This window comes from Exiguobacterium sp. RIT341 (genome assembly GCF_000632205.1).
Classification (GTDB): Bacteria; Bacillota; Bacilli; order Exiguobacteriales; family Exiguobacteriaceae; genus Exiguobacterium_A.
Window position 1 is genome coordinate 415227 of the sequence record NZ_JFYW01000001.1, and the last position, 17806, is coordinate 433032.

A 17806-nucleotide genomic window follows, 5' to 3' on the forward strand; every position below is an offset into this window, starting at 1 on the left:
TATGGATTCACAAGTGATGTACGCGATTGGTCGTACATTAAGTACGTTATTACAATATTATAGTTATGTCATGATTGTGTACATTCTGCTATCTTGGTTCCCGAATGCCCGTGATTCGAAATTCGGACAAGTGCTCGCGATGTTGGTCGAGCCATTCCTAGCACCCTTCCGTCGTATTATCCCGCCTATCGGAGGCATGCTAGATATCTCGCCGATTGTTGCCTTTCTCGTCTTGAACTTGGCACAATCCGGTATCCGAGCTATCTTCTTCGTATGAGTGTATATGATCATTATCGTGGAAGCGAGCGGGAATTCGTCGATTCGGTCTTGAACTGGATTGATCACGTGGAAGCGACGTATACGTTTAAATTAACGGATTTTCTAGACCCTCGTGAACAGCAAATTACACAAGAACTCGTCGGTTCGAAATGCGCCCTCTTTTTTGAGGGCGGTTTCGAAGGCGCCGAACGTAAACGAGCAATCCTCGCACCAGACTATTATGAATACAACGCGGATGACTTTGACATTTCCATTTATCGCATTCATTATCCTACTAAATTCGTTGAACTATCTCATCGTCAAGTCACCGGTACATTATTGAACGTCGGATTGAAGCGTGCCAAGTTCGGCGACGTCATCATCCAGGATCAAGTGCAATTTGCTGTCGCGGACGAAGTTGCGACATATATCGAAGCAAACGTCGAACGCGCAGGTAAGACGAAGATTCGTCTTTCGCGCGTAGACGCAGAAGATCGCTTGAAAGTGAAGGAACAAGAGTGGGAAGAGACGCTCGGGTTCGTCAGCTCACTTCGGTTCGATACGGTCGTCAGTGAAATTCTCGGCTTCTCCCGTCAAAAGGCACAGACGCTCATTAAACAGGGTGAAAGTAAAGTGAATTATAAGGTAGTCGATGACGTGAGTTTCATGCTTGAAGAAGGGGATCTGCTTTCCTTACGTGGAACGGGACGCGTTAAACTGATTGCGATTCTCGGATCAACGAAACGGGATCGAATCAAACTACAATACGGTATTTTAAAAGGATAAAAAAATGCGGAGGAGGAATTCATCATGCCATTAACGCCACTCGATATTCATAATAAGGAGTTCACACGAAAGTTTCGCGGCTATGACGAGGATGAAGTGAACGAATTCCTAGATCAGGTCATCAAGGATTTTGAGTTGTTGTTACGTGAGAACCGTCAACAACAGGAAGTCATCCAAAACATGCAAGCGCGTGTCGATTACTTTAGTTCGATGGAAGAAACATTGAATAAATCGATTATTGTCGCACAGGAAGCGGCAGAAGAAGTGAAAGCGAATGCTTCAAAAGAAGCAAGCTTGATCTTGAAACAGGCAGAACGCGAAGCAGAGCAATTGCAAGATGCGGCACAACGCCGGGCACAACGGACGGACTTCGAAGTGGAACAGATGCGTAAGAAAATCGAGCTCTATCGCAATCGCTTCAAAGTGTTGATCGATGCTCAAATGGAATTATTGACGAGCCACGACTGGGATGCATTTGATTTCTCTTCTCGTGGAGCGCTTGACGATGTTCCAGCAGTTGCGTATAATGACGACGATGTCGTATAAATAAAATCAATGATAAGGACACGTCGCATCTTGGACAGTTGACAGCGAATCGGGAAATGGTGGAAGCCCGAGCAACGAAAGAGATGGGATATCCCCTTAGAGTGTATGACTGAACGTTCTCCGAACAGTAAGTCATGCCGGTTCACTCCCGTTAGCGAGTTCTTAAGCGGTCCTGCGTCGTCGAACAGACGAGCAGGATTAGTAGGGTGGTACCGCGAGTTCAGCCAAGCTCGTCCCTATCTCAGGGATGAGCTTGGCTTTTTTTGTACTTTTAAAGCGAAAGGTGAGAGATGGTCAGATGGATTACAAAGAAACCTTATTGATGATGAAAACGGAGTTTTTAATGCGAGGCAACTTGCCAAAACGTGAGCCGGATATGCAAGCACGATGGGAAGAGATGAATCTCTATGCTGCGGTCCAAGAAAAGAATGCTGGAAAACCGACGTTCATTCTTCACGATGGTCCTCCTTATGCGAACGGTGACATCCACATGGGTCACGGATTAAACAAAGTCTTAAAAGACATCATCGTCCGTTACAAATCGATGAATGGCTTCCAGTCCCCTTACGTACCAGGTTGGGACACACATGGCTTGCCTATCGAGACAGCACTTCAAAAAGCAGGTGTTGACCGCAAATCGATGACGGTCGCGGAATTCCGTGAGTTATGTGCGAAATATGCGCTCGAACAAGTCGATCACCAACGTGATCAATTCAAACGTCTCGGTGTTCTCGGTGACTATGACAATCCATATATCACGCTTCAACCAGAATTTGAAGCAGCTCAAATTCGTTTGTTCGGGGACATGGCGAACAAAGGCTATATCTATAAAGGGAAAAAGCCGGTCTATTGGTCACCGTCTTCTGAATCAGCACTAGCTGAAGCAGAAATCGAATATCAAGACAAACGGTCAGCTGCGATCTATGTCGCATTCCAAGTCATGGATGGAAAAAACATCCTTGAGCCGACGGATCATTTCGTCATCTGGACGACCACTCCATGGACGATCCCAGCGAACCTTGGAATCTCTGTCAGTGCGGAATTGACGTATGCGCGGATCGAGTATCAAGGAAAAGGATATATCGTAGCGGAAACACTTGTTCCAGAAGTCATCGAAGCGCTCGGATGGGAAGACGCGACAATTGGACGTGTCTTCAACGGTGCGGACTTCGAGTACGTGAAAGCGAAACATCCGCTTTATGACCGTGAATCACTCGTCATGCTTGGCGACCACGTTACAGCTGAAGCGACGGGTGTCGTTCATACAGCTCCAGGACACGGGGAAGATGACTTCCGTATTGGTCAAGCATACGGGCTTGACGTTCTCTGCCCAGTTGACGATAAAGGTGTCATGACGGCAGAAGCTCCTGGATTCGAAGGCATGTTCTATGAAGATGCGAACAAAGAAATCGGTCTCGCACTCGAAGAAGCAGGCGCTCTCTTAAAACTGTCATTCATCAAACACTCGTATCCACACGACTGGCGGACGAAAAAACCGGTCATCTTCCGGGCAACGCCACAGTGGTTCGCTTCAATCAAAGACTTCCGTGCAGAAATCCTTGATGAGATCAAAGGTGTCCAGTGGGTACCAGAGTGGGGTGAAACACGTCTCCACAACATGTTCAAAGACCGCGGCGACTGGGTCATCTCCCGTCAACGTGCTTGGGGCGTTCCACTTCCAATCTTCTACGCTGAAGATGGAACGGAAATCGTCACACCAGAAACGATTGATCATATCGCGAATCTATTTGCAACTCACGGATCAAATGTCTGGTATGAGCGCGAAGCAGTCGACTTGCTTCCTGAAGGATTCACACATCCAGCAAGTCCGAACGGTATCTTCAAAAAAGAAACGGACATCATGGATGTCTGGTTCGATTCTGGTTCATCACATGCCGGTGTCCTTGCGACACGTCCTGAATTGACACGTCCAGCGGATCTCTATCTTGAAGGTTCTGACCAATACCGTGGTTGGTTTAACTCGTCGCTATCGACAGCCGTCGCAACGACTGGGAAAGCACCATACAAAGCGGTCGTCAGTCACGGATTCGTTCTGGATGGTCAAGGTCGCAAGATGTCGAAATCGATTGGTAACACGATTGCACCAATCCAAGTCATGCAACAATTCGGAGCAGAGATCCTTCGTTTGTGGGTGGCATCTGTCGATTATCAAGCTGATGTTCGGGCATCGATGGATAACTTCAAACAAGTCTCAGAATCATATCGTAAAATCCGGAACACGGTTCGTTTCCTTCTCGGAAACTTGGATCAATTCGATCCTGCGACGCACCGAGTCGCATTTGAAGACTTACCAGAGTCAGACCGTTTCATGCGTACGAAACTGGACCAACTTGTTGGAAAAGTAAAAGCGGCTTATGATGCGTACGACTTCATGTCGGTCTATCAATTGCTCCACAACTTCTGTGTCCTTGATTTGTCGTCGTTCTACCTCGATTACACGAAAGATATCCTGTATATCGAAAAAGCAGACGCGACATCGCGTCGTGCGGTTCAGACGGTCATGTATGATACAGTCGTCGCCTTGTTGCAATTGATGGCACCTGTCTTGCCACACACGGCAGACGAAGCATGGGAATTCGTACCAGCTGTTGAGACGAAGAGCATCTTCTTGACGGACCTTCCAGAAACGGTCGAAGTCTCAGAAGAAGGACTTGCTCTCATCGAGAAATGGAACGCGTTCCTGACATTCCGTGATGATGTCTTAAAAGCACTCGAGGAAGCACGCGTTGAGAAACTCGTCGGTAAGACACTCGAAGCAAAACTCTTGCTTGCACCGAAGGAAGAAACAAAAGCATTGCTTAAAACGATTGATCATCTTGAGCAGTTGCTCCAAGTCTCACAACTCGAATTCGTGGATACAACGGATAAGATGTATGAGACGACTGGTATTACAGTTCAAAAAGCTGACGGTGAAAAATGTGAACGTTGTTGGACATATTCGACAGAACTCGGACAAGATCCGGCTCATCCGACGCTTTGCCCACGTTGTACTGAAGTCGTCAATTCTTTATAATGATACAAAGGGAGGGGCGACTGCGACTTCGCAGGACGTCCCTCATTATTTTTGGATGCGGAGGACAATAGGATGTGGCTTTACTTAGGGATTGCTGCTTTACTCGTTGGAATCGACCAGTTGACGAAATGGATCGTCGTTCAAAATATGACGATCGGTCAAGCGATCACAGTCATTCCGGATTTCTTTTATCTCAACTCGTATCGGAACCGTGGCGCCGCATGGGGAATGCTCGAAGGTAAATTCGGTTTCTTCTTCTTCGTCACGATTATCGTCGTCATTGGATTGATTTACTTCCTCTACAAGGAAGGCACGAAAAATAAGGTATTTGCTTGGAGTATCTCGCTACTACTTAGTGGTGCGATCGGAAATTTCATTGATCGAATGGTTCGAGGAGAAGTCGTTGATTTCTTCCGCTTCTTCCCGTTCGGCTATAATTTCCCGATCTTTAATGTCGCAGACGTCTGTTTGACGTTTGGTGTCATCACGATGCTGATTAGCGTCATGTTCGAAGAACGGTTGACTAAGAAAGGAACGATGGATAAATGAATGAAGTAGAAACATGGTCCGTACAAGCGGATGGAGCGACAGGGCGCATTGATAAGTGGCTCGCAGAACAAAATGAATGGTCGCGTTCGCAAGTACAGGAATGGTTAAAAGCGGGACGCGTCGAAGTCGATGGTCGTGTCGTTAAACCAAACTATAAATTATCGGGAACAGAATCGATTGCCGTTCATATCCCGGAAGCGGTAGAACTTGAGATTTTACCAGAAGATATCCCGCTTGAGGTCGTCTACGAGGACTCAGATGTCATTGTCGTCAACAAACCAAAAGGAATGGTCGTCCACCCAGCGGCAGGTCATGTCTCAGGGACCCTCGTCAATGCCTTATTACATCATTGTCAAGATCTCTCGGGCATTAATGGTGTCAAACGTCCAGGAATCGTTCACCGAATCGATAAGGACACGTCTGGTCTGTTGATGGTTGCTAAGAACGACTTAGCGCATGAATCACTCGCGCATCAGTTGAAAGAGAAAACGACGGAACGTCTCTACATTGCGCTCGTACACGGTGAGATTCCGCACGAGCTCGGAACGATTGAAGCACCGATCGGACGCGATAAGAACGATCGTCAACGGATGACGGTAACGGATAAGAATTCAAAAACTGCCGTAACCCATTTCCGTGTTCTCGATCGGTACGAAGGGTTTACAGTCGTGGAATGTAAACTCGAAACAGGGCGGACACACCAAATTCGTGTCCACATGCGTTATATCGGTTTCCCGCTTGCCGGTGACCCGAAATATGGTCCACGTAAGACGATGAAAATGAATGGTCAAGCCTTGCATGCTGCGGTTCTCGGCTTCGAACATCCACGGACAGGCGAATGGATGCGTTTTGAAGCACCACTCCCAGAAGAGATGACATTCGAGATTGGTCAACTGAAAAAACTTGAATTAGAGTCTTGACGTTTTTCTAATAAAACGGTAGAGTATCACCTAGAGAGCGATGCGAGACATCCTCTACTGACACTTCGGTCGTCCGAGCGACGATCCTACCAAACTAGTATCACCTTTAATCGAGTCCGGAGAGGCTGCGAAAGGGAGAACCTACCACAAACGTGCGTAGGCATGCATACAAGACGTATGCCATGATTCTGTCTTCGATGACCTTCTGCGGATTTCCGCAGAAGGTCTTTTGTATGAAAGGAGAAACTATGAAACCAGCCGTCATCTTAGATGAAGCCGCGATTGGACGCGCACTGACACGGATCGCCCATGAAATCATCGAACGTAACAAAGGTATTGCTGATTTAATGATCGTCGGAATCAAGACGCGTGGTGAGACACTCGCGCGCCGCCTTGCGAAGCGGATCGAACAGATCGAAGGAAAGCCGGTCTTACTCGGTGTCGTCGACATCTCAATGTACCGAGATGACTTGTCAAAGCGAAGTTTAGAGCCAGAAATAAAAGGATCTGATCTACCGGAAGACATTACCGGAAAAATCGTCGTCCTCGTTGACGATGTCCTCTACACAGGACGCACCGTCCGTGCCGCGATGGACGCACTCGTCGACCACGGAAGACCGAGTATGATTCAACTCGCTGTCCTCGTCGATCGTGGGCATCGAGAGTTACCGATCCGTCCAGATTTCATCGGCAAGAACGTTCCGACGTCACGTGACGAGCAAGTCGTCGTCGCGCTCGCTGAAGTCGACGAAGCCGATCAAGTATTTATTAAACGCTAAAAATCAAAACCTTTAAGGTGGTCCAGAGAGACCAGAAAGGGAGTCATCCATATGGCAAAACATGCCGCAGTACTTGATGTACAAGAAGTACCTACTCACCCTCTAAATTGGCTGATGCTCAGCCTACAACACGTCTTCGCGATGTTTGGTGCGACCGTGCTCGTCCCACTCTTAACGGGACTCAACACATCGGTTGCACTCGTCGCAAGCGGAGTCGGCACACTGATTTTCCTCGCCGTCACTCGCTTCAAAGTACCCACATATCTTGGTTCTAGTTTTGCCTACATTGCCCCGATCATCGCCGTCAGTGAACGGTGGGGTGTCGAGGACGCCTTAATCGGCGGAATGGTCGCTGGACTCGTCTACGGACTTGTCTCACTTCTCATCCGTTACACGGGGGCTGCTTGGTTGCTTCGCTTGCTCCCGCCTGTTGTCATCGGTCCGGTCATCATGGTTATCGGGTTATCGCTTGCCCCGACCGCTGTCAACATGGCGATGAACGGAGCGGACGGTAAGTACAACGGACTTTACTTCCTCGTCGCGATGGTCACGCTCGGTGTCACACTTCTCGCAATGACGTATTTAAAAGGAATGTGGAGCACGATTCCGATCCTGTTCGGAATCACGGTCGGTTATCTCGTTGCGGCATCGGTCGGAATCATTGACTTCAAACCACTTCAACAGGCAACGTTCTTCCACGTGCCGGACTTCACGATTCCGTTCTTGAATTACACACCATCATGGAATACAGCTGCCTTGCTTCTGATCGTTCCCGTGACGCTCGTCACACTGACGGAGCACATCGGCGAACAAAAAGTGACATCACGGATCATTGGGCGCGAGACGCTCCTTGATCCAGGGATGCACCGGACAGTACTTGGCGACGGAATCGCGAAGACAGTCGCTTCGATGCTTGGTGGACCACCGGTTACGACGTACGGTGAGAACAACGGCGTCATGTCGATCACACGGGTTTACAGTGTCTTCGTCCTAGGTGGGGCAGCGGTTCTTGCTATCAGCTTCGGATTCTTCGGATATGTCGAAGGATTCATCAAGACGATTCCTACACCAGTCATGGGTGGCATCAGTATTCTCTTATTCGGAGTCATCGCGTCAAACGGTCTCCGGACACTGACGGAAAGTAAGATCGACCTTGCTGATAAACGGAACTTGACGATCACAGCTGTCATTCTTGTCACGGGAATCGGAGGGGCCGCCTTGAAAATCGGGAACTTCTCCCTCGAAGGTATGGCACTGGCGACGATTCTTGGGATCATCCTGAATCTGATCCTTCCGAAAACGACGGAACAGGTCGAAGAAACAGCTGAAACAACGGAAAACTCTACAACTCAATCTGTAGCGAACAACTTTTAAGACGTTCCGAGAGAACGATAAAGTGAAGGCCATGAAAAGATGCAGGGACTCCTCTGTCTTCTTTCGGCGCACCTTCACTTAGAAGGTGCGCCTTTTTCATGACCTGAAGGAGTGAAATACATGAAAACGATCTTGCAAACCCGACATTTCGTCAATTTAGAAAGCTTATCCATAACGGAGATCAATTCGTTGATTGAACGTAGTCTCGCTTTTAAACAAGGCGAACCGGCACCAGACTTTTCCGACAAGACACTCGTCAATCTGTTTTTTGAAAACTCGACGCGGACACGCTCTTCCTTTGAAATGGCAGAGCATCGCTTGAACATGCATCTACTGCCGTTTGAAACAGCGACGTCATCCGTGCAAAAAGGGGAGACGTTACACGATACGTGCAAAACACTCGAAGCGATTGGCGCCGATGGATTGGTCATTCGTCACGGTGACACCGGTTATTATGAAGAATTGATTCAGACACTCGATATTCCGATCATCAATGCAGGAGACGGGAGCGGACAGCATCCATCGCAGTCCTTGCTTGATTTGATGACGATGGTCGAGACGTTTGGAACGATTGTAGGAAAAGTAGTCGTCATCTGTGGGGATTTACAACATAGTCGTGTCGCTCGGTCGAATGCCGATATCTTAAAACGACTTGGGGCCATCGTCTATGGATCAGGGCCACGCGAATGGTATGACGAAGCGATGGGAATACCGTATCTTTCAATGGACGAAGCAGTTGAACAGTGTGACATCTTGATGTTGCTTCGAGTCCAGCACGAACGGCATGACGGAACGACACGGTTTGATCCAGATGTCTATCACGTCACACATGGATTGACGCATGAGCGGATGAATCGACTGAAACCTTCAGCGATCGTCCTACATCCGGCACCGGTCAATCGCGGAGTCGAGATTGCCGACGAACTCGTCGAACACCCGCAATCGCGGATTTTTGAACAGATGAAAAATGGTGTCTTTGCGCGAATGGCGATTCTGGAATGGTGCTTTTCGATGAAAACAATCAAAGGAGACGATGCAGATGACAACACGAATTGAAAATGCGAGATGGTACGAGGCTGGACAAGTTCGAACAGGGGATATTCGAATCGAAGCTGGAAAAATCACGGACTTAGCAGCAATACCGCAAGTTGGGGAAACGGTCATCGATGCTTCCGGATTATTCGTTGCACCAGGATTCGTCGACATCCATGTCCACCTGCGGGAACCGGGCGGCGAACATAAGGAGACAATTGCGACAGGTACGGCAGCTGCGGCAGCTGGTGGATTTACGACGATTTGTCCGATGCCGAATACGCGTCCCGTACCGGACGATCGTCAAACACTTGATGCATTGTTCCAAAAGATTGAAGAGACGGCATCTGTCCGGGTTTTGCCTTACGCGGCGATTTCAAAAAATCAACTCGGACAAGAACTCGTCGCGTTCGATCAATTAACGGATGCCGTGGCATTCACGGATGATGGTGTCGGGGTCCAGACGGCAGCCGTCATGCGAACGGCAATGCAACAAGCAGCACGGCTCGGGAAGACGATTGTTGCCCACTGCGAAGATGATTCGTTAAAAGCAGGATGTGTGCACGAAGGAAACTACAGTCGACGGGAAGGTTTGCAAGGTATTCCATCGCTTGCTGAGAGTATCCACATCGCACGTGATGTCCTGATTGCAGAAGAAACCGGCTGTCATTATCACGTCTGTCATGTCTCGACGAAAGAATCCGTTCGCGTCATTCGTGACGCCAAACGAGCAGGGATCCGAGTGACAGCAGAAGTCACACCGCACCATCTTGTATTGATCGATGAAGACATATCGAATCAGGATCCGAACTTTAAAATGAATCCACCACTGCGGAGTGAGGCAGATCGCCAAGCATTGCTCGAAGGATTAGCAGACGGAACGATTGATTGCATCGCAACGGATCACGCTCCTCATGCAGCAGAAGAGAAGGCACTCGGTATCGAACGCGCCCCGTTTGGCATCACAGGATTCGAGACAGCATTCCCGCTCCTCTATACGAAGCTTGTCGCTGAAGACAAGATGACACTTGAGACACTGATTCGGAATTTGACGGACAAGGCAGCAGCGATTTTTGAACTACCTTACGGGAAACTCGAAGTGGGAGCGGAAGCAGACTTAGTCCTGCTTGATCTAGAGACGGAGCGGACGGTTTCACCGGAACGGTTCCGTTCAAAAGGTAAGAACACACCGTTCGCAGGAGAACGGTTAAAAGGATTCCCGGTCATGACGCTCGTCAAGGGAGAAATCGTATTCAAGGAGGACATAGCACATGCGTAAACGGACACTGGTGTTAGAGGATGGTATGACGTTTGAAGGAACGGCGTTTGGATCGGACACGACAACAACAGGAGAGGTCGTCTTCCAAACCGGAATGACTGGTTATCAAGAGATGCTATCGGATCCATCTTACTGTGATCAGATGATCGTGCTGACGAATCCGTTGATCGGCAATTACGGAGTCAATCGAGAAGACTATGAAACGACGCGTCCACTCGCTAAAGCATTGATTGTCCGCGAACATTGCCAAACACCGTCGAACTTCCGGAGTGAGATGTCGCTCGATGCAGCTCTTCGAGATCTTGATATTCCAGGATTAAGTGGAATCGATACGCGACAGTTAACACGACATATCCGCTCGAAAGGCGTCATGCGCGGCCGACTCGTTGATGGAGAGTTCGACCTAGAAGAGGAATTAAGCCACCTGCAAGATGCACCAATCGAGACGAATCAAGTCAAACGTGCTTCAACGGAACGGGCGTATATCATCCCAGGAGCTGGACCACGAATCGTTCTCGTCGACTTCGGAGCGAAGCTCGGAATCGTCCGCGAACTTGTCAAACGCGGCTGTGAAGTTGTCGTCGTACCATACGACGTGAGCGCAACGGAAGTCTTACGCTATCGTCCAGACGGTGTGATGCTGTCGAACGGACCAGGGAACCCAAAGGATGTCCCGACAGCGATTCCGCTGATTCAAGAATTGACAGGGAAAGTCGTCATCTTCGGAATTTGTCTTGGGCACCAGTTGATTGCACTAGCACATGGCGCGGATACGTTCAAACTGCCATTCGGTCACCGGGGTGCGAATCATCCCGTCCAAGATATCCGGACAGGTCGCGTCGACATCACGTCGCAAAACCATGGATATGCCGTCGATGAACAATCATTGCAACATACAGTGCTTGAAGTAACGCATCTCGCAATCAACGATGGAACGGTCGAAGGCATCCGTCATACGTCAGCATCCGTCTTCTCCGTCCAGTATCATCCGGAAGCATCACCCGGTCCAATGGATGCGAACGGTCTATTCCAACAGTTTTTAGAAGAAATCACGAAACAACAGGAGGTCTCTCATGCCTAAACGTCAAGATATCCAGAAGATTCTCGTTATCGGGTCCGGTCCAATCGTAATCGGACAAGCCGCTGAATTCGACTACGCAGGAACACAAGCGTGTCAAGCCTTAAAGGAAGAAGGATATGAAGTCATCCTCGTCAACTCGAATCCAGCGACAATCATGACAGATCCAACAGTTGCTGATCGTGTCTACATCGAGCCTCTTCAAGCAGAGTTCGTTTCGCGGATCATCCGGAAGGAACGACCAGACGCCTTACTTGCGACACTTGGCGGTCAGACGGGTCTGAACTTGGCTGTTGAACTAGATCGTCTTGGTGTCCTAGCTGAATACAATGTCGAGTTGCTCGGAACGAAATTATCAGCAATCGAAGAGGCAGAAGATCGTGATTTGTTCCGTCAACTGATGTTTAGACGCGGACATGGCGTACCGGATAGTGAAATCGTGCATTCGCTCGAAGAAGCACAACAATTCCGACAACAGATTGGTCTACCAATCATCATCCGTCCAGCATATACACTCGGAGGAACGGGTGGTGGAATCGCCCATACACCGGAAGAGTTCACGCGAATCGTCGAAGGGGGACTCAAGGCAAGTCCGGCAACACAAGTACTCCTTGAAAAATCAATTGCTGGGATGAAAGAGGTCGAATTTGAAGTCATGCGTGATGCAACGAACCAAGCCATCATCGTCTGTGCGATGGAAAACTTCGATCCGGTCGGTGTTCATACCGGAGACTCGATCGTCTTTGCTCCGACGCAAACGTTATCGGATCGCGATTATCAACTGCTACGTAACGTCTCGCTCGATATCATTCGCGCACTCGGTATCGAAGGTGGATGTAACATCCAGTTCGCGCTAGATCCGACGAGCTTTGACTACTATGTCATCGAAGTCAATCCACGTGTTTCCCGCTCGTCCGCACTTGCTTCAAAAGCGACCGGTTATCCGATCGCAAAACTTGCTGCAAAGATTGCCGTCGGGTATGCCTTATCTGAATTAAAGAACCCGATCACCGAGACGAGCTTTGCTTCGTTCGAACCGGCACTCGATTATGTTGTCGCCAAAATTCCGCGCTGGCCGTTCGATAAATTCGAAACGGCAGATCGGACGCTCGGGACACAGATGAAGGCGACCGGTGAGGTTATGGCAATGGGGCGGACGATGGAAGAGGCATTACTGAAAGCCGTTCGTTCGCTTGAAATCGGTACAGCGGATTTGTACATGCCACGCTTCATCGAAATGGCAGATGATGCTTTGCAACAAGCGATTCGCCAGGCGACAGATGATCGACTTTTCGCCTTATACGCTGGTTTTGTCCGCGGCTATAGCGTCGAACAGATTCATGCTTGGACGGCAATTGATCGCTTATTCCTCGAAAAGCTACAGCACATTTGGCAACTTGAGCAATCGGTCGCTACCGGTTTGACACCTGAACTGCTACTTCATGTGAAGCGGTATGGATTCAGTGACCCAATGCTCGCCCGGATCACAGGACAAACGGAAACAGAGATTCGCCGGATGCGTGAAGCGCAAGCGATTCATCCAGTGTATAAAATGGTCGATACGTGTGCGGCAGAGTTCGCTTCTGATACACCGTATTACTATGGAACATACGAACGCGAAAATGAGGCAATCGCGACGAATCGTTCTTCGATCCTCGTCTTAGGATCGGGTCCGATCCGGATTGGTCAAGGAGTCGAGTTCGACTATGCGACAGTCCATTCGATTCAAGCGATTCGTCAAGCTGGCTATGAAGCAATTATCGTCAACAACAATCCGGAAACCGTGTCGACCGACTTCTCGATTTCCGATCGACTCTACTTTGAACCATTAACGACGGAGGATGTCCTCGAAGTCATCCGAAATGAACGTCCGCTCGGTGTCATCGTCCAGTTCGGTGGCCAGACAGCAATCAACTTAGCTGAGTCATTAGCAGCAGAAGGTGTAAAAATCCTCGGGACATCGCTTGAGGATTTAGACCGGGCAGAGGACCGAAAACAGTTCGAAGCAGCGTTGACGGCGCTCGACATTCCACAGCCCCCAGGTAAAACGGCCGTCACGGTCGAAGAAGCGGTCACGGCAGCAGCGTCACTCGGTTACCCGGTCCTCGTTCGTCCATCGTATGTCCTCGGCGGTCGAGCAATGGAAATCGTCTATGCACAAGAAGAACTGGAACATTACATGAAACACGCGGTCATCGCCTCACCGGAACGACCGGTCCTCGTCGACCGTTACCTGACAGGAATCGAACTCGAAGTCGACGCGATCTGTGATGGAACAGATGTCGTCATTCCAGGCATCATGGAGCATATCGAACGTGCCGGTGTTCACTCAGGTGACTCGATTGGAGTTTATCCGCCACAACGTGTCTCCCAAGACATCAAGGACCGGATCGTCGACTACACGACACGAATCGCCAAAGCATTCGGCATCAAAGGATTGCTCAACATCCAGTTCGTCTATGCGGACGGCGCACTCTATGTTCTTGAAGTCAATCCGCGTGCCAGCCGGACGGTGCCATTCATCTCGAAAGTGACGGGACTTCCGGTCGCGCGGCTCGCGACGGACATCATTCTCGGTGAAACGCTCGCTTCTTACGGGTTAACAAGTGGTGTCCTACCGGAAGAATCGCTCGTCTCGGTCAAAGTACCGGTCTTCTCGTTTGCGAAGCTTAAAGAAGTCGACCCGACGCTCGGACCGGAAATGAAATCGACCGGAGAAGTCATCGGAACAGACCGAACACTTGAAAAAGCACTCTACAAAGGATTGCTTGCTTCAGGGATGGCGATTCCAGAACACGGTCGTGTTCTCTTGACGGTCGCAGACCCGGACAAAGCAGAAATGACGGATCTCGCACGACGCTTTGCCTCACTTGGATTCACGTTGCTTGCGACGGAAGGAACGGCAGCGTACTTGACGGAGCAAGGGTTACCGGTTCAGACGGTCGGTAAAATCGACTCGTCTTCCGAATCGATGCTCGACGTGATTGAAAAAGGGGAGATCGAGTATGTCATCAATACGATGAGTCGCGACTCACAAGTCACGAAAGACGGCTTCATCATTCGCCGGGCAGCAGCGGAGAATCAAGTCGTTTGTCTAACATCACTCGATACGGCGGAAGCGATTCTACGCGTCATCGAGAGTCGCTCGTTCGAAGCGAGTGCGATTCAAGCCTTCACACACGAAAAGAAAGTGGTGATCCAATGAAGCAACTCTTGACGGTCGTCTCTCGACGAACGGTAGCTCAAGGCGCGACAGAACTCGTCTGTCGCCTCGAGCAACCGCAGGACATTGCGCCGGGGCGATTCATGCATCTACGCGTCGGTCCACTCTTACGCCGACCGATCTCGATTGCTCGGGTCGATCGTGATCTGATTACGTTTCTCTTTAAAGAAATCGGACAAGGGACAGCAGAACTAGCTTCCTTGCGTCCCGACGACAAAATCGATGCCCTCGGACCACTCGGAAACGGTTTTCCGATCGAGGCCATCAACCGAGATCAACGGGTCGTTCTCGTTGGTGGAGGGATTGGGGTACCGCCGCTGTATGAGACGATGCGCCAACTTGTCGCGCGTGGTGTGACGTGTGAAGCGATTCTAGGATTTGATACGGCAACGAGTGTCTTTTACGAAGCGGAATTCCAAGCGCTTGGTAAGACGACGGTCACGACGGTTGATGGAACGCATGGAATGAAAGGGTTCGTTACGGTTGCCTTACATCCGGAAAGCTATGATGTGTTACTCGCTTGCGGACCAGAGCCGATGTTGCGGTCACTCCAGCAACAACCGATTGAGCATAAGTATCTCTCCATCGAAAATCGAATGGGGTGTGGCATCGGTGCTTGTTTTGCCTGTGTCTGTAAAACACCAACAGGCGGGTACGTCAAGACTTGTTCCGATGGTCCAGTCTTTCGGGCAGAGGAGGTCGTATTATGATGGAACGATTACGTGTCGAGTTGCCGGGACTTTCCTTGAAAAACCCGATCATGCCGGCATCTGGATGTTTTGGATTCGGTGAGGAATACGCGAAGTTATATGATCTATCAGAGCTTGGGGCAATCATGATTAAAGCAGCGACGGGCGAAGAACGTTACGGAAATTCGACGCCGCGTGTCGCGGAGAGTGGAATGGGGATGTTGAATGCAATCGGTCTCCAAAATCCGGGTGTCGATGGTATCTTAACGAAAAAACTACCGTTCCTTGAGACGTTTGATACAGCAATCATTGCGAATGTCGCCGGATCGACACCAGAAGAGTATGAGCTTGTCGCAGAAAAAATGAGCCGTCACCCTGGCATTCATGCATTGGAATTAAATATCTCCTGTCCGAACGTCAAATCAGGTGGAATCCAGTTCGGAACGGATCCGTTGCTTGCCGCTGAATTAACGCGTCGAGTCAAACAGGTCTCGACCAAACCGGTTTACGTTAAGCTTTCACCGAATGTCACTTCAATCGTCGAGATGGCACGTGCCGTCGAAGCAGCAGGTGCAGACGGGCTGACGATGATCAACACACTCGTTGGGATGCGAATCGATGTCCGAACGGGACAGCCAATCCTTGCCAACCGGATTGGTGGATTATCCGGTCCATCCATCAAGCCAGTCGCGATTCGGATGATTCATGATGTCGCACAAGCTGTCTCGATTCCTATTATCGGGATGGGTGGCGTGATGGAAGTCGATGACGTCTTAGAAATGATATACGCTGGGGCTTCCGCTGTTGCCGTCGGTACCGCAAACTTCGTCAATCCATATATCTGTCAAGAATTAATCCAGCAGTTACCGGATCGCATGGATGAACTCGGCATCGACCATATTTTAGACATCAGGGGGAAAGCATATGAATCAACTTTACATCGCGCTTGATTTTCCGACCGAAGCAGAAGCGTTTTCGTTCCTCGAACAGTTCGAAGAGACACGACCAGCCGTAAAAGTTGGGATGGAATTATTTTATGCTGCAGGGGGATCGTTCGTCCAAAAACTCGTCGAGCGTGGGCACGCTGTATTCCTCGATGTCAAAGTCCATGACATTCCAGAGACGGCGCGCCGGACGATGCGCATCATCGGGCAATTAGGTGTTGAATTGACGAACGTCCATGTTGCCGGTGGGAAAGAGATGATGATCGCAGCGCGAGAAGGACTTCGTGAAACGAATGCTAAGACACAACTAATCGGCGTGACGCAGTTGACATCGACGGATGAAGCGATGTTACGCGACTTAAAGGTTGAAGGAGCGATGCCAGCAGTCGTTCGTGAGTATGCGCAACTGGCAGAAGCAGCCGGACTAGATGGTATCGTCTGTTCGGCGCTCGATCTTCCTGAACTAATCGAAGTTTGCCGAACGGACTTCCGTTTTGTCACACCAGGTATTCGTCCTTCTAGTAATGAAGCAGATGATCAAAAGCGAGTCGCGACCGTTCTTGATGCGCGTCGAAATGGAGCGACGGATTTAGTAATTGGTCGCCCGATTACACGTGCCAAACAACCAGAACAGGTCTATCAGGCGTTACTCGAAGAATGGAAGGGGCAATTATCATGGTAAATCCAATTGCAAATGCATTACTCCGTATCAAAGCCGTCACGTTATCTCCAAACGATCCGTATACGTGGGCGAGTGGGCTCCGTTCTCCGATCTATTGCGATAATCGGTTGACACTTTCGTACCCAAAAGTCCGCTCTTTGATTGCCGATGCCCTCGCTGAGAAAGTGAAGGATTTAGGAATCGAAGTCGTTGCCGGAACAGCGACAGCAGGTATTCCTCACGCGGCATTCGTCGCGGAACGATTAGGGTTACCGATGGTCTACGTGCGTAGTGGCAGTAAGAAACACGGGAAAGGTAATCAAATCGAAGGTGTTATTCAACCAGGCCAACGCGTCGTCGTCATCGAAGACTTATTATCAACGGGGATGTCTGCGATCGAGGCAGCGGAAGCACTCCAAGCAAAGGGAGCGAACGTCATTCGGATTCAAGCGATTTTCTCTTACGGGATGGAACGCTTGAAGAACAATCTCCGAGACGCGAAGATTGACGCGGATGCATTACTGACGTTCGAAGCGTTACTCGAAACGGCACAACAACAAGGGGATATCACGGTAGAAGAACAGGAACAATTGGCAGATTGGTCGAAGGACCCAGTTGCTTGGAGCGAACGTTTTACCGCAAACGTGTAAAAAC

At 49.6% G+C, this 17806-nt stretch carries 16 protein-coding genes; all 16 read left to right on the forward strand.

What is annotated here, in order from left to right; genetic code table 11:
• Position 1: 1 nt before the first annotated feature.
• The 16 genes from BW42_RS02055 to pyrE all read left to right on the forward strand — a co-directional run bounded on the left by BW42_RS02055 (position 2) and on the right by pyrE (position 17802).
• A complete protein-coding gene (locus BW42_RS02055) occupies positions 2-277 on the forward strand; it encodes a YggT family protein (protein WP_035406819.1) in 276 nt (91 codons plus the stop codon).
• Positions 274-1044: an RNA-binding protein gene (locus BW42_RS02060; RefSeq protein ID WP_035406822.1), complete on the forward strand. Its 771-nt coding sequence runs from the start codon at positions 274-276 to the stop codon at positions 1042-1044. The genes BW42_RS02055 and BW42_RS02060 overlap by 4 nt, the downstream gene beginning before the upstream one ends.
• A 24-nt stretch (positions 1045-1068) precedes the next feature.
• Positions 1069-1590: a DivIVA domain-containing protein gene (locus BW42_RS02065; RefSeq protein WP_023468794.1), complete on the forward strand. Its 522-nt coding sequence runs from the start codon at positions 1069-1071 to the stop codon at positions 1588-1590.
• 298 nt (positions 1591-1888) lie between these two features.
• A complete protein-coding gene (ileS, locus tag BW42_RS02070; RefSeq protein ID WP_035406825.1) occupies positions 1889-4624 on the forward strand; it encodes an isoleucine--tRNA ligase in 2736 nt (911 codons plus the stop codon).
• A gap of 72 nt (positions 4625-4696) precedes the next feature.
• Positions 4697-5173: a signal peptidase II gene (lspA, locus tag BW42_RS02075; protein ID WP_035406828.1), complete on the forward strand. Its 477-nt coding sequence runs from the start codon at positions 4697-4699 to the stop codon at positions 5171-5173.
• Positions 5170-6093: an RluA family pseudouridine synthase gene (locus tag BW42_RS02080; RefSeq protein WP_035406831.1), complete on the forward strand. Its 924-nt coding sequence runs from the start codon at positions 5170-5172 to the stop codon at positions 6091-6093. The genes lspA and BW42_RS02080 overlap by 4 nt, the downstream gene beginning before the upstream one ends.
• Positions 6094-6341: 248 nt before the next feature.
• Positions 6342-6872 (forward strand): bifunctional pyr operon transcriptional regulator/uracil phosphoribosyltransferase PyrR, encoded by a 531-nt coding sequence (gene pyrR, locus BW42_RS02085; RefSeq protein WP_035409506.1) that lies wholly within the window; start codon positions 6342-6344, stop codon positions 6870-6872.
• A gap of 51 nt (positions 6873-6923) precedes the next feature.
• Positions 6924-8246, forward strand: a complete 1323-nt coding sequence (locus BW42_RS02090) for a uracil-xanthine permease family protein (protein WP_035406834.1) — start codon at positions 6924-6926, stop codon at positions 8244-8246.
• Between the two features lie 120 nt (positions 8247-8366).
• On the forward strand, positions 8367-9302 hold the full coding sequence (locus BW42_RS02095) for an aspartate carbamoyltransferase catalytic subunit (RefSeq protein WP_035406837.1): 936 nt from the start codon (positions 8367-8369) through the stop codon (positions 9300-9302).
• A complete protein-coding gene (locus tag BW42_RS02100; RefSeq protein ID WP_035406840.1) occupies positions 9286-10557 on the forward strand; it encodes a dihydroorotase in 1272 nt (423 codons plus the stop codon). The genes BW42_RS02095 and BW42_RS02100 overlap by 17 nt, the downstream gene beginning before the upstream one ends.
• The gene (locus BW42_RS02105) at positions 10550-11638 is read left to right on the forward strand and encodes a carbamoyl phosphate synthase small subunit (protein WP_035406843.1); all 1089 of its coding nucleotides are present in this window, start codon (positions 10550-10552) and stop codon (positions 11636-11638) included. Before BW42_RS02100 ends, BW42_RS02105 begins: the two co-directional genes overlap by 8 nt.
• A complete protein-coding gene (gene carB / locus BW42_RS02110; protein ID WP_035406847.1) occupies positions 11631-14840 on the forward strand; it encodes a carbamoyl-phosphate synthase large subunit in 3210 nt (1069 codons plus the stop codon). The genes BW42_RS02105 and carB overlap by 8 nt, the downstream gene beginning before the upstream one ends.
• Positions 14837-15568 (forward strand): dihydroorotate dehydrogenase, encoded by a 732-nt coding sequence (locus BW42_RS02115; RefSeq protein ID WP_035406850.1) that lies wholly within the window; start codon positions 14837-14839, stop codon positions 15566-15568. Before carB ends, BW42_RS02115 begins: the two co-directional genes overlap by 4 nt.
• Complete coding sequence (locus BW42_RS02120) at positions 15568-16497, forward strand: dihydroorotate dehydrogenase (RefSeq protein WP_035409507.1); 930 nt, start codon at positions 15568-15570, stop codon at positions 16495-16497. The genes BW42_RS02115 and BW42_RS02120 overlap by 1 nt, the downstream gene beginning before the upstream one ends.
• Positions 16472-17173 carry an orotidine-5'-phosphate decarboxylase gene (gene pyrF, locus BW42_RS02125; protein WP_035406852.1) on the forward strand — a complete coding sequence of 234 codons (702 nt, stop codon included), beginning with the start codon at positions 16472-16474 and terminating at the stop codon, positions 17171-17173. The genes BW42_RS02120 and pyrF overlap by 26 nt, the downstream gene beginning before the upstream one ends.
• The gene (pyrE, locus tag BW42_RS02130; protein WP_369792029.1) at positions 17161-17802 is read left to right on the forward strand and encodes an orotate phosphoribosyltransferase; all 642 of its coding nucleotides are present in this window, start codon (positions 17161-17163) and stop codon (positions 17800-17802) included. The genes pyrF and pyrE overlap by 13 nt, the downstream gene beginning before the upstream one ends.
• Positions 17803-17806 lie beyond the last annotated feature (4 nt).

What these genes read in the sequence shown, in the direction of transcription:
- BW42_RS02055 (WP_035406819.1), top strand. Translation starts at nt 2, where the DNA reads ATGGATTCACAAGTGATGTACGCGATTGGTCGTACATTAAGTACGTTA.
- BW42_RS02060 (WP_035406822.1), top strand. Translation starts at nt 274, where the DNA reads ATGAGTGTATATGATCATTATCGTGGAAGCGAGCGGGAATTCGTCGAT.
- BW42_RS02065 (WP_023468794.1), top strand. Translation starts at nt 1,069, where the DNA reads ATGCCATTAACGCCACTCGATATTCATAATAAGGAGTTCACACGAAAG.
- ileS (WP_035406825.1), top strand. Translation starts at nt 1,889, where the DNA reads ATGGATTACAAAGAAACCTTATTGATGATGAAAACGGAGTTTTTAATG.
- lspA (WP_035406828.1), top strand. Translation starts at nt 4,697, where the DNA reads ATGTGGCTTTACTTAGGGATTGCTGCTTTACTCGTTGGAATCGACCAG.
- BW42_RS02080 (WP_035406831.1), top strand. Translation starts at nt 5,170, where the DNA reads ATGAATGAAGTAGAAACATGGTCCGTACAAGCGGATGGAGCGACAGGG.
- pyrR (WP_035409506.1), top strand. Translation starts at nt 6,342, where the DNA reads ATGAAACCAGCCGTCATCTTAGATGAAGCCGCGATTGGACGCGCACTG.
- BW42_RS02090 (WP_035406834.1), top strand. Translation starts at nt 6,924, where the DNA reads ATGGCAAAACATGCCGCAGTACTTGATGTACAAGAAGTACCTACTCAC.
- BW42_RS02095 (WP_035406837.1), top strand. Translation starts at nt 8,367, where the DNA reads ATGAAAACGATCTTGCAAACCCGACATTTCGTCAATTTAGAAAGCTTA.
- BW42_RS02100 (WP_035406840.1), top strand. Translation starts at nt 9,286, where the DNA reads ATGACAACACGAATTGAAAATGCGAGATGGTACGAGGCTGGACAAGTT.
- BW42_RS02105 (WP_035406843.1), top strand. Translation starts at nt 10,550, where the DNA reads ATGCGTAAACGGACACTGGTGTTAGAGGATGGTATGACGTTTGAAGGA.
- carB (WP_035406847.1), top strand. Translation starts at nt 11,631, where the DNA reads ATGCCTAAACGTCAAGATATCCAGAAGATTCTCGTTATCGGGTCCGGT.
- BW42_RS02115 (WP_035406850.1), top strand. Translation starts at nt 14,837, where the DNA reads ATGAAGCAACTCTTGACGGTCGTCTCTCGACGAACGGTAGCTCAAGGC.
- BW42_RS02120 (WP_035409507.1), top strand. Translation starts at nt 15,568, where the DNA reads ATGGAACGATTACGTGTCGAGTTGCCGGGACTTTCCTTGAAAAACCCG.
- pyrF (WP_035406852.1), top strand. Translation starts at nt 16,472, where the DNA reads ATGAATCAACTTTACATCGCGCTTGATTTTCCGACCGAAGCAGAAGCG.